Source organism: Paenibacillus allorhizoplanae (assembly GCF_927798215.1).
Lineage (GTDB): Bacteria > Bacillota > Bacilli > Paenibacillales > NBRC-103111 > Paenibacillus_E > Paenibacillus_E allorhizoplanae.
In genome coordinates this window covers 1-11,830 of sequence record NZ_CAKMMW010000053.1, presented here as the reverse complement: position 1 = coordinate 11,830, position 11,830 = coordinate 1, and the positions used below count along the sequence as shown (strand labels likewise).

17 protein-coding genes are annotated in these 11,830 nt (G+C 36.7%); 2 read left to right on the top strand and 15 right to left on the bottom strand.

The window, feature by feature from the left end:
* Nucleotides 1-542 precede the first annotated feature (542 nt).
* The 3 genes from L6I86_RS35280 to L6I86_RS35270 form a co-directional block, all read right to left on the bottom strand.
* Entirely contained in the window at nt 543-1,019 is a 477-nt protein-coding gene (locus L6I86_RS35280; protein ID WP_236293587.1) for a UPF0158 family protein, read from the bottom strand.
* Nucleotides 1,020-1,136: 117 nt separating this feature from the next.
* Entirely contained in the window at nt 1,137-1,685 is a 549-nt protein-coding gene (locus tag L6I86_RS35275) for a class I SAM-dependent methyltransferase (RefSeq protein ID WP_236293584.1), read from the bottom strand.
* 227 nt (nt 1,686-1,912) lie between these two features.
* Entirely contained in the window at nt 1,913-2,335 is a 423-nt protein-coding gene (locus tag L6I86_RS35270) for a hypothetical protein (RefSeq protein WP_236293583.1), read from the bottom strand.
* A 273-nt stretch (nt 2,336-2,608) separates the two neighbouring features.
* Between L6I86_RS35270 and L6I86_RS35265 the strand changes: the two genes are divergently transcribed.
* Nucleotides 2,609-3,442, top strand: coding sequence for an alpha/beta fold hydrolase (locus L6I86_RS35265; protein ID WP_236293582.1), 834 nt, complete (start codon nt 2,609-2,611; stop codon nt 3,440-3,442).
* Between the two features lie 176 nt (nt 3,443-3,618).
* Here the strand turns inward: L6I86_RS35265 and L6I86_RS35260 are convergent, their stop codons facing one another.
* The 11 genes from L6I86_RS35260 to L6I86_RS35210 all read right to left on the bottom strand — a co-directional run bounded on the left by L6I86_RS35260 (nt 3,619) and on the right by L6I86_RS35210 (nt 10,371).
* Nucleotides 3,619-3,972, bottom strand: a complete 354-nt coding sequence (locus L6I86_RS35260) for an SMI1/KNR4 family protein (RefSeq protein ID WP_236293580.1) — start codon at nt 3,970-3,972, stop codon at nt 3,619-3,621.
* Between the two features lie 683 nt (nt 3,973-4,655).
* On the bottom strand, nt 4,656-4,982 hold the full coding sequence (locus L6I86_RS35255) for a hypothetical protein (protein WP_236293579.1): 327 nt from the start codon (nt 4,980-4,982) through the stop codon (nt 4,656-4,658).
* A gap of 108 nt (nt 4,983-5,090) precedes the next feature.
* The gene (locus tag L6I86_RS35250) at nt 5,091-5,309 is read right to left on the bottom strand and encodes a hypothetical protein (RefSeq protein ID WP_236293578.1); all 219 of its coding nucleotides are present in this window, start codon (nt 5,307-5,309) and stop codon (nt 5,091-5,093) included.
* 122 nt (nt 5,310-5,431) lie between these two features.
* Nucleotides 5,432-5,881, bottom strand: coding sequence for an NUDIX hydrolase (locus tag L6I86_RS35245; RefSeq protein ID WP_236293577.1), 450 nt, complete (start codon nt 5,879-5,881; stop codon nt 5,432-5,434).
* A 172-nt stretch (nt 5,882-6,053) separates the two neighbouring features.
* Nucleotides 6,054-6,434 carry a hypothetical protein gene (locus tag L6I86_RS35240; RefSeq protein WP_236293576.1) on the bottom strand — a complete coding sequence of 127 codons (381 nt, stop codon included), beginning with the start codon at nt 6,432-6,434 and terminating at the stop codon, nt 6,054-6,056.
* A gap of 268 nt (nt 6,435-6,702) precedes the next feature.
* On the bottom strand, nt 6,703-7,050 hold the full coding sequence (locus L6I86_RS35235; protein ID WP_236293575.1) for a hypothetical protein: 348 nt from the start codon (nt 7,048-7,050) through the stop codon (nt 6,703-6,705).
* The gene (locus L6I86_RS35230; protein ID WP_236293573.1) at nt 7,044-7,682 is read right to left on the bottom strand and encodes a hypothetical protein; all 639 of its coding nucleotides are present in this window, start codon (nt 7,680-7,682) and stop codon (nt 7,044-7,046) included. Before L6I86_RS35230 ends, L6I86_RS35235 begins: the two co-directional genes overlap by 7 nt.
* A 187-nt stretch (nt 7,683-7,869) precedes the next feature.
* Nucleotides 7,870-8,346 carry a GNAT family N-acetyltransferase gene (locus L6I86_RS35225; RefSeq protein ID WP_236293571.1) on the bottom strand — a complete coding sequence of 159 codons (477 nt, stop codon included), beginning with the start codon at nt 8,344-8,346 and terminating at the stop codon, nt 7,870-7,872.
* A 128-nt stretch (nt 8,347-8,474) separates the two neighbouring features.
* Entirely contained in the window at nt 8,475-8,741 is a 267-nt protein-coding gene (locus L6I86_RS35220) for a hypothetical protein (protein ID WP_236293569.1), read from the bottom strand.
* A 594-nt stretch (nt 8,742-9,335) separates the two neighbouring features.
* The gene (locus tag L6I86_RS35215; protein WP_236293567.1) at nt 9,336-9,611 is read right to left on the bottom strand and encodes a hypothetical protein; all 276 of its coding nucleotides are present in this window, start codon (nt 9,609-9,611) and stop codon (nt 9,336-9,338) included.
* Between the two features lie 247 nt (nt 9,612-9,858).
* Complete coding sequence (locus L6I86_RS35210; RefSeq protein ID WP_236293565.1) at nt 9,859-10,371, bottom strand: DUF4362 domain-containing protein; 513 nt, start codon at nt 10,369-10,371, stop codon at nt 9,859-9,861.
* A 309-nt stretch (nt 10,372-10,680) separates the two neighbouring features.
* Between L6I86_RS35210 and L6I86_RS35205 the strand changes: the two genes are divergently transcribed.
* The gene (locus tag L6I86_RS35205; RefSeq protein ID WP_236293563.1) at nt 10,681-10,842 is read left to right on the top strand and encodes a hypothetical protein; all 162 of its coding nucleotides are present in this window, start codon (nt 10,681-10,683) and stop codon (nt 10,840-10,842) included.
* Between the two features lie 636 nt (nt 10,843-11,478).
* On the opposite strand, the gene L6I86_RS35200 is transcribed toward L6I86_RS35205, so the two are convergent.
* Nucleotides 11,479-11,616: a hypothetical protein gene (locus tag L6I86_RS35200; protein ID WP_236293561.1), complete on the bottom strand. Its 138-nt coding sequence runs from the start codon at nt 11,614-11,616 to the stop codon at nt 11,479-11,481.
* Between the last annotated feature and the right edge of the window lie 214 nt (nt 11,617-11,830).

The following is an 11,830-nucleotide window of genomic DNA, read 5'->3' as shown; positions in this document are numbered from 1 at the left end:
GTACCATAAGCCACAGGCTTTCTCACTAAACTGACAGTTACTTTAATGAGGCTGCCGATTCATGCCAGCAGCCTCGTCTTGATTTCTTATTGAACAAACGTTCGCCGTTAGCGTAGCAACTATAACAAAACTCGGTATTTTATGGTGCAGTATCTTTGAATTTTTCGACCAATTCCCTAAGTATTTTGTTACGTTCTTTCATACCTCTTACATATGAAACGGCAAACCAAATGATGAAAATTGGACCACCAATACCAAGTAAAAAATAATAAATTATACTTAACCACGATAAGGTTGCGAACGCAATCATACTAGCACCTCTTCCTAAGCTACCTAAACTAAATATGCTTGTTATTGTAAAATGTTTCCAAATATAACTATATTAACGTTATTCTACAGATATTCGTGGGGGACTCACATTACATTAAACTGAGGGAGCGGAATAGCCATTAATTGAAAAGCTGACTGTTTCACGCAGTCAGCTTTTTGTAGTCATTAAGCAATTACTACCGCTCTTATATCTCGATTACAAATGTAATGCTTCATTTTTCAATCCTAAGATTCTTCGATTCACACCATTCAATAACTAATTCCTTCAACTTTTTTTCTTTGAATTTATACCATTGGTTTTCCACATCATGCTCTCTGATCCCGTCTTTAAATCTTCTGAATGCCCCTCTTCCTTGAATTGCTCCAAACAATTCTTCTTGAACCTCTACTTCGCTTAATGTTCCGATAAATTCTTCTACCAATTCATACTCATGGTAATCGTTTCTTAGTGTGAAATCCAAGAAAGTTTCGTTTTCATCCTCTATAATTTTTATTGCTTGTTCTATGCTCTCTCTTTGCCATTCTGGATAGTTTTCAATTGGCTCTTCATCTTCTGCCGCTCTTATCTCTTCTCTTGATAATGTAATAACTTCTCCCGTCTGGGTGTTTATATATGTAAAAGTCTCGTCCATTTGAATATCAATTTCATTAATTAGATCATCTAATTTAACCGGTGTATTTCCCTTCATTTTATACCTGCCCTTTCAATGAATGCCTTTTTACAATACATTTTATTCAAATTACCAGAATAAATCAAAGAGGAGTTCCTTTAGAAGATGCAACTCCCTCTCAACTAACGTTCTGCGTTAGCGGAAGGGTTTCGTTGCATCAATAATGAGCGACACAAAGCCTAATCTCCCATCCTTGTTCCTGTGATCAAATCGTTTTGATCGGTAAATAAAACCTTTTGTCTCGTCCCAATCATCATAATGAAATTTGCCATTTTCATCACAATATTCAAGCAATTTAACATTATAATCTGCTTCCTCGAACATGGATCGTAAAGAATGATAAGTATGTACAATTTTATGAGAAGCAGCAGGGTGATCTTTGGGACCAGGACCACCGATCTTAACTAAATTCTGATACGCTTCATCTGGTAAATAAGCATCTGGTACCGCGCAGCGTATGTACCCTCCCACCTTTAAAAATCTAAAGCATAGCTTTGCTGCTTGAACACCTTCATCATAAGTAAGATGTTCCCAAACATGTTCCGCCAATATGGCATCAATTGAATTAATGGCGAACCTGTTTTCCCAATCCTCGCCTACCAATAAGCTTAATTCATGCTCCTCAGTGTGCAACCAGTCAGCATTATTTTTACTGCCGCTAGAACCAACTACAACACGTACCAAAGTTCTCCCTCCTTACGTTAACCTAATCATATCAATGAATATGGAAATCCAGAATGGAATAAAGATTCTACTGAATGGAATTTTATGACATCATGAAATCCTGTCATTTACTTCAATAGAATAGGGATCGTCCAGACTGCGTGGCAGCCGGCGATCCCTGTGTAAGTAAGGTTTTGCGTTAGCGTAATGGCATTACGCCCTTGAAATGCCTCAGGCAAAATACGGTGTTATGAGTTGTACCCGTCTTCTTTGATTAAGCTAGTTAGTTTGTTCAAGTATTCTTCATAGTCATTTATGTTCCGTTCAATAGTATCAAATACACTTCCATTAACAAACCAGTTATATATTAAACTAATTAATTTATACGCTGTTTCATAGTAATCATTAGAAAAAGCATTATTATTCCTTCTGAAGTTATCATGACTTGTCCACTGGGGTATGAACCGAGATAAATACAAATACCCTTTTAAAAATTTACGTTCAATAATAGAATTATTTTCTGTCTTTAAAATATAATCTCGCATTAATTCTATTAAATTTATGAATTTTTGATGCTCCCACTTAATATTCACTCTAATACCAATTAAGAAAGAATTGTTCTGTGCAGTTAATTCATTGTATAGTTTTTCTTCTAACGTCATTGCTCTCACCCTTTCACTTTTTACAGGTATTACACATAACGTCTTTTTCGTGAACTAAGTAAATTAGCCATTTATCTAAGTATTCGCGAAGTGACTACGCAATCCTGCCCATTAGTTGAGAAATGAAAAGAGCTGGTATGGAATCTCCCTATAAACACGACAAACCATACACTACAACCTCAACGATATTATGTACATGGTGTGAAAACGATTGTTAATTTAAGGTTTAGTAGTATAATTTATGAAATACAACAACTGCTACTTCAAGGAGGATTGAAATGAATGAATAACTATTTCGTTAATAGATCCGAGGGGTTTCAAACTCATTTTTTAGAATGGAAACCTGAAACAAAATGCAGTAAACTCCCTGTAATTTGTATTCATGGGACCTTTTCTAATGCAAGAACTTATAAATGGATTGGCGAAGAACTCTCCTCTGGACGATACTCAAGTCCCAGACATGTGATTGCACTTGATATTAGAGGGTGCGGTGAGAGTGGAATGCCCGAAAATGGCTTTACACTTGATCATATGGTATCAGATATTGAGGCTGTAATGAAACATTTAAAGATAAATAAAGCACATTTCATCGCTCATTCAAGAGGAGTATCCTACGTATTGAAGTATGCTTCACTTTACCCAAATAGCGTTCAAGGTTTTGTGATAGGAGACTTTCAAGCGCACCACCCAAAGATTAAAGAGGAGTGGGCTAAGAAACTTACAGATTCTTATGAAACATATGAAACATGGGATCACTTATATGCAACTATAACTGCAGTCCAGGAAATAAGCCGTGAAGAATTTGAAATTAAGAAAGATACCTTTTACATTGAAAAAGATAACATTATATACAAAAGATTTGCTAAAGAATTGCCGATGCGTCTGCTTAATGAATTAGAGGATTGTGACCTTTCACCGGCCCTTAACAATATTGAAGGGCAACTGCTTGTCCTGAAAGGTGCTGAGAATAGTTCTTTACTTAACGATGATCATATGAGAGAGTATCAGAAACATAATCCAAAAATTATTATAGTAGATCATGCAGGTCATGATGTACTAGAACCAAGAGAGCAAGTGAAAAATGAAATCATAAATTATTTTAACCAAGCCCTTTAATATAACGAAAAAGGATGGCGAAATCGCCATCCTTTTTACATTTCACAATACCAAAGTTTCCAGTTAGGAGGAGAAGTCCGTCAATCCATTAACCTCATCGCCTTCTTCAGCCAATGCGCTCCTAAATTAACGTTACCCGTTAGTTGAATGAACCAGCCCTTTGTTTCTATTGACTCTTAATAGTTGTAGAGGTACTCAATAAATTCGGAGAATTTATAAGTGCTGTAAAACGGGGAATCCAAATCCAAGCCTATAAAATCAACCTCAACCAACTTGGGTATTTCATTTCTAAAATCATATCCATAGGCAGTACCGCCACCGTCAGAACCGATTAATATTAAGCCGGGCGCAAAATCATGGACAGCATATTCCTCGTTGTCTTGAATAAGCTCCTCTATTTTCCACAACCTTAAGTAATTTCTCTCACCAACCGTACCTTCTCCACCATTTGCCTCCAACATAAATTCAACATAATCGGGAGGAAATTTTAGTTGAAATTGTGTTTCTACTTCAACAATATCACTTTTCATGATAGGTCCATTAATTTGAAATTTCTCCAAAAAGCTCTTATACAAAATGCCCACACCTTTTGTAAATGATATAAAGATTTAAACTTTGAGTCCTCTAGCTAATATTACCATTATTGAAATAATCCTGCCCGTTACTTTAATAAACAAGAGAGGAGTTGCCGCGAAGCAAACCCCTCAACTATCGTTACCCGTTAGCTAAACGATGAACCCATGTTTAATAATCATCTAAATTTGGATGAAGATGATTTTCGATAACAAAGAAATGATTGAAAATACCTATTACTCGTATTTTATTGTCCTCATCTCCGAAAATATGAGAATCAGCTGTCATAAAGAAAATGAGATGCGTGAGCCGTGATGCCAACAAATCATTCATAGTGTGAACGCAATCAGAGCTTTCGGTAGGATCGCAATTAAGCTCTTGGACGTTATGCAAATACATTTGATAATCTATAAAACTTGGTCTTGTAGAAGCCATTACGAACAATAACAGGGCGATGGTGATTATTAATACTGCATATCTGTTCTTCTTAAAGATCCTTTTCCCTTCTCTCCCCGATTACCTTAATGATATTCAATCATTCATTGACAACTATTTTATTCCTCTAAGTCTTTTTGATTGAACTAACGTTTTCCGTTAGCGTAACAAAACATCTCCCGAGAGGAACGATTGGCGGATAATTTTACTTAGATTTCAATATTTTATCTTTCTTGACTGACCAAAGATTATTTTTCTTTTCAAAATTTTGTCGCATTTGTATGCTGCCCAAGAATGTTTTTCTACTGGTAAGTACCACAGTGCCATTAGAAATGAATCGGATATTCTCCAAAGCAAGTGACATCCCACCAAATTTACCTTTTGAAAGATTGGTTTCAATGTCAGAATACGTACCCTCGCTAACTTCAACTTCGCTTTTTTGTTTTATATAACCCAATAAATCTTTTTTTTCATCAGTCGTTCGCCTATTTCCATTTATTGTTGTTCTTATATAAACGCTTCCTATTAACAATAGTTGCGCAAATCTGCCCTTTAGTTCAACGGAAATAGGGCTCGTTAACTGCGCGGCAGCAGGCGATCCCTATTTAGGTAAAGTTATCCGTTGAATCGTGAATTTGCTCTAAGGGGTATCATCTTTCTTGGCTGAAACAAAAATTGATAAACCTCGTTCTTCACCATAATCCCACATTTTCACCCATGGATATGTTCCAGGAGGGAGAAGAAATGTTCTTGCTTCCAGTGGCTTAATGCTGTCCATATCGCACTTGATGCCGCTTGTTTTAGTTCCAGGATGAATACTAACTAGTCTTCCAGTATCATTAAAAAATTCGAATTTCATTTTACTCGCCTCCTTTTCAGCATATTTACCAAACAATTAATTTCCTCGTATCCTTTATACTATCCTGCGCGGCAACAAAAAAGGCTACAGGCTGATGTTTGGGAATGAACTATCGTTCTCCGTTAGTTTAACGATTCGAGGAATTTATAAATTACAGGTTTGTCTGGGGGCGATAATTCGTTTGGTATTTCAGAAAAACTAAAGAATCTTAATTCTTGTACTTCGACTCCGTCTTCTTTCAGGGCTCCTTCGAAGTCGGAACATACATAAGCGGAAACAACATTATATACTTCATCACCATGAGGATATTTATAATACAGATCTTTTCCAGAGAAGACGCGAAACATTTCAAGGCTCTTAGCTTCAACCCCTGTTTCCTCAAAGAGTTCCCTTTTAGCAACCTCCTCAAGACTTTCTCCAGGTTCCATAGAACCGCCAGGTAATTCCCATAAACCGCTGTCGGTTCTACGTTGTAATAACAATTTTTTATTGTTACACAATAAAACGCAAGCACCTGTCATTATAAGTGGTCTCGACCCAACTAACTTCCTTAATTCCATTATGTAACCCAATACAAAAACACCCCTTCCAATCTGCTCTAAGCATAGCTTCCCGTTAACCGTTAACGTAATAATGACTGCTTCGCGGCAGCCGGTTCAAGTATCGTTATTCGTTAGGTTAATGACCAAAGGCTGAACCTGATCGTCAATTAGGATTTAGAATGGTAACAACCTTTGAGGGGATCTATAAATGATATTCTTTGTTTATCCAATCATCAATGAATCGATGTCTACTTAGATTCACAGTATCGAATTCATCCTTACCATCAGTCTTTATAATACCTAAATGCTCAAGTGCTTTATTAATTGCGTTTTTACTTAAAGTTTCCTCATAAATAACGACTTCTGAATCCCAAACAATCCCGCTCTGTGTGCCAATTCCACCAAAATATTCTGCTTCAACATAAGCAGTTCTACTGACCTTGGAAATTTCCAAGCAGAATTTACCGATTAAATCAGTCAAATATTCATAATTCTTAAAGGAACTTCCTTGGTTCATATTTATTTCATCGTATAGTTCATCTGTAATTGGTATGGTTAATAAGTCTTTGTATAATTGAATCACGTAGAGATTCCTAAACCTATTTTTAATACAATCTAATGACTCAATTGATGTAAGAATACCTCGATAATAATAGCCCATGGTTTACCTCACTAAAATATAATATCCGCACTTGAATTATTCGCGAAGTGATCACTCTATCCTGCCCACCTGTTGAACAAATCTGCCAGTTACTTGAATGAAAACAGGGAGCAGCTGCCACGGCAAACTGCTCCCTGTTTTTCTACTATCGTTCTTACGTTAGCTTAGAGTTCATAAACCTATTGTAATATCATTTGAGTATCTCTTCACTGGAACAAATGACATTACCATCTGCTCCAAACTCATATATTTTACATTTTGTTGCTTTGGTCTTTTGGACCAGATCACCGTTATCATTGTAATAATACGTAATCAATCTAACCCCACCATGTTTACAAGCCATTTCGGTCTCAATACTAATTGATGGATCGTGAATGTTACACTGACGCGAATTCATTAGTGCGTGAGCAATTTCATCAATACCTGTATACCTGCGGAATGACCATTGTTTTGCTCTGTTCTCAGGGTTATCATAATCCCAAATATCATCAAATAATGTAATGCTTAATATTCCGTTCTCAAGTTCATTTTTTAACAATTATTGAAAGAAACTAAGAGATCACGTGGTATGTATTGAAAATAATGAGAACCAAACCACATCTTCCAACCAGTGCCAAACCACAAATCATTAATTAAATGAGAGTGTCCTGGAAATTGTTCAATATCAATAATTTGCTGGTCTTTTATACCTGGAGAAGGAATTAGCTTAATATTATCCAACGACTTGTTATTTCGGATATAAGTATCTGGGTTTTGGCTATTTTGCAGCAGACCATCCATCATTGAGTTTGCATAACACACTATGCCGCGTAACTTTTGGAATTGTAAATCTATGTTTCTGAGAATTTCAGTTCTAAATTCTGCAAAACTATTTTCGGCAATTGTTATTGAAAGCATTGATATTAAATTACTTCTTTTATACAAACCTATAGACGAATTGATCATTTCATCCTCAAGTACAATAGTATATCTAGATTCATTGCTAACAAGCTTTTTTCCTAAACCTTCCAAGAATACTTTTTGTTTATATTTAGTGGAGTTAAAGCCACGTCCTATTCCTTTCATATGAGTGGCTGTAAAAAATTTATAGTCAAAAAATGTATTAATTACATCCTGAGAACTAAGCTTTTCGCTTGGGAAGTACAACCGACAAACAAATTTATCTGCCATTTAACGATCCACCCAACCTTAAAATTTTTTGTCTTTAATCTATTTCGAATTAAAACTATCCGGTCCCGATAGTTGAGCGGATCGCCAGAATTGAAAACAGACGATGGATTGGTTCCAACGCCACTCTATAGTTCACCGTTAGCGGAATTGCCTTTCCTCTGAGCTCGCTTAATGATTTGACATCAAATTAGAGTCGCAATACAGTTATTGATTCGTTGTTAAACACTTCACCGTTGTCCCTGAAACCGAAACTTTCATAAAGCTTTTTGGCAGCGAAGTTATCAGATTTATACGGAATCCAGCAGTAATCTGCTGACCCTGCTGGACAAGTGCGGATAAATTCCAAGATTTTTTCCATGGCTTCCCGACCATAACCCCGGTTTTGGTATTGCTTGTCAATCATTAATCGCATGATACAATAGTTGTCTTCTGCGATTGACGGTTCTTCGTATCCAGTGATTCCATAAGCTAACAAAACAAACCCGACGGGCTGCTCATCCGCGTAAATGACAAATGGGAATGGATGTCCCCCATTTGTTAAAAGGACGTAACAAGAAGCTACGCTGGAAAGATTAGACGCAACAAATTGCCGTTGATCCTCTGAAACTTCCAAGTTAAACATGGCACGCCGGTTTTCCAGAGTGATTTTTCTGAGTGAAATCATGAAGGACTTCCTCCTTTTACCTTTATTGTAATTCAAACATTTCTGCTAACAACTCGCATACTGAATTTAAGACAAAATTTTTATTTCTTCAGTTATAAATATTGGTTCACCGTTAGTTCAATCACGAACTATTCTTCCTTCCTGAAGTACTCCATCCCCAACACAATCAATCCTAAAATAAACAAAATAATACCTATAATAAAAGGGAAGCCAAGAAATAAGCTATCTACTACTACTTCCTTGCCAAAATCATTTACTCCGAAAATAGCAAACCAAAACTTTGAACCCTGCCATACAGTGATACTTGGTGCATAAATAGCAGCTGCAATGAAGACCGCTATTGATATCATGGTGCCAATTAACACGAAAACCCCACCAATTATTGTCCTTCTCATAAAAAGTATCGCCACCTCCATCCACTCAGATCTGAAGCAATTCAGTACCTTGTGCCACTGTTAGATAATACCATATATTGGAACTATGCTGCCCGATAGTTGAACAGGCTACCAATGCTGGCAGCCTGTTTGTTATGTTGCTATCTTCAACAATCGTTTTTCGGTAGAAATCGCTACAAGTCATTAAAGAATTTTCTATGTCTGAGTTCATTCAACTGTATATTTTTAGAACAATTATTGCAGTAGTAATAGAATTTCAAATGATATTGGTTCCCATAATAAGAAGATCCGTTCATTCTGTACCAGCCTCTATCAAGAAAGGTCCTATCTTTCACTTTAATCAATTTCTTCGTGCAATAAGGACAGATCTTTTTAAAGAACAACAATCGAAGAAGTTCTTTGGGGCTAAATTCAAATTCATATGAAGCCATTCATCTTTCCCCCAATATCAGTTCGCAACTCTACTCTATATATTAGCATATTTCGGAGGTGAGCTTCCTGTTACTTCAGCGAATAGGGATTATCGGACTGCGCTGTATCCGGCGATCCCTATGTTATCCGTTAGATGAACACCAAACTTTGCAATTTCTCTTGTTAGGTCAGAAGTCTACCGATGAATACTACCCATGATTCGATTAAGCATAGGGCAATTGAACCGAAAATCGCAATTGTTGATTGCGTGGCTGTCCTCCAATCTGAAATTCCTCCCAGACCCACCACACTAATAATAAGCACGATGATAGTGGCACTTAAGATTATGTAATGCGGGTTAAACGGTACTGCTGAAACAGGTTGAACTAAAAAGAAAGCTATCCAGCAGAACAACATTAATATGAATGACCAAAGGTTTATTTTTACTGGGATATTCATAAACCCTCCTTAATCCTAAGCGTAGACTCTAAAAGAATCATTATATAAATAGACAGGATTGGAAAAGCATTAGTTACACTAACCTGCCCGTTAGGTGAGCGAAAGGCTGCCGATCGTGTCGGCAGCCTCCCATTGCTGTTTATTGAACAAACGTTTCCCGTTAGTTCAATACAATTAAACTTACTACTCCATCTAAGCCACGCTAAGTGTATGTTAACAGGAGATAATGATTCCTTCTAAGCATCTACTATAATATCTCTTTTCTAAATGATATTAGCCTCAGTTGCTCATCTTCCTTGAAGTTATTACATTTAGATAATTCAACATCAAAAAACTCGTCGTCTCTTTCATTCATTGAAATTGATTTACAGACAAATTCCGTCTTGCCTTTGTCTGTACCCGCCCATGCGTCTCGTGTGTTATCAACGATCCAATGTATTTCTTTACCATTTGAATTTACGTCATGAATCAATGGACCGCTATCTATTGTCGGGGAAATAATCATTAAGTTATCTCCTTTACCCTCATTAAATCTTTTCACCATTTCATCAACTCGATCCAAATCCACTTGGTCAAAGTTAATAATAATTGACTTGTTTTTGTTTGTATTTTCTTTATGAGATTGTTGATTTAAGAGTACAAAAATGGCACTGACTAATCCAATAAAGACGATTAGTTGAATATAAATTATCGGTTTCTTGTATACGTTTTCCACCTCCGCAATAATTCCATATTTAGAATATTCGGCTAAGCGATTCAAATATCCTGTCCGTTAGCTGAGCGGTTAAGTTTGACTTGTTGGCAATCGGAGAATTTCTTGTGTGATACGATTCTGTAATTGGGACTAATGAATATACACTATTAACCAACGGGCATAATAGCCTAACTAGGAGGTGGAAGATATAATGAAATGCATCTATTGTGACAACGTGAGGCAAATAAAAGGCTCAAGCCGTATCTGCTTCATTTGTGACATCACTAAGCCTGTTAACAGAAATGGTCAAAGGAACTAAAGCCCCCATTGTAATGGCAATAATCTTTTTAAAATGACAGGGAGGTCTTGACCCAAATGGATAATAAGCTAAATGAGAATTCAGAAAAAGTTAAATCCGAATCATCAAGTTCTGATGTCTTGATCAATATAGAAGAGATTCAAGAGTATAACAACCTAATCGAAAGCTCTGAAACAACAACGCCTGAAACATGTAGAGCAAGTCTTGACGGAAACTAGTTATGAACAGGGCAGCCACTTATTTTTTAGAATCAAACAAATGGGATGTCGACTAGATACATATGTGAATAGTTTGAATATGTTGATATTGTATCCTTTCATCCCCCCCCTTCGAAACACCTCTATCTGTGGGGTGTTTTTTATTTTCTTTAGCCCCCTCCAAATTCCACAAAATTCAAACGGTTTTCATTATCATTTCCGTTTCTCCCCACCAGAACCAACACAGCCTCACAAAACACATCACCATATAAAACGGCACTCAAAACAAGGCCTTCATATATTTAAGTATTCATTATGATCCTTGAGAAGCCGTTAACACTTTGGTCGGCTTCCCACTGTTGTTCAGTGAAAATAAAGTAGACTCGATTCGTTGATCTACGGACTATCAGAGGGTATTTAAAGTGTCATCTGCTTTAATAAGTATTAGACTGACCTCCAATTATAAAACCAACGGCAGCCTTGGACTGGAAAATAAAGCCCTAGACTGCCGCTGGTTTATTGAACTAACGTTACCCGTTAGCTTAATCCTCTTTCATGCTAGCCTATAAATATGATTTCTCCATATTCATCAATTCCTAATACTAAGGGACCATCCACTAAATCACCACTGTGAGTTCGCATTTCAAATATTACTGACTAAGAAGGATGCCGATTCACATCATATGTAATGCTAACCAATTGATAATTGAAAATAGTGGATGGATTGTTATTGATATGCTCCATCGCAATCATTTCTACTTCTAGTTCTGTTAATGTCCTATTCAAGCCACTCATACCGAACACCTCTAACCTAGAGTATTCGTGAAGCAATTTAACTATCCTGCCCGTTAACGGAGTGAAGGGCTACCACGCGGCAGCCCTTCACTGTTTCACTATCGTTCTCCGTTATTTGAACAACCCAATTCACTTAGCGGATCTTATCCCACCCGTTTGTTTCCTGATGAACCAGAGATAAAACGACCTGTCTACGTAAAAGGTTATCAGAAGG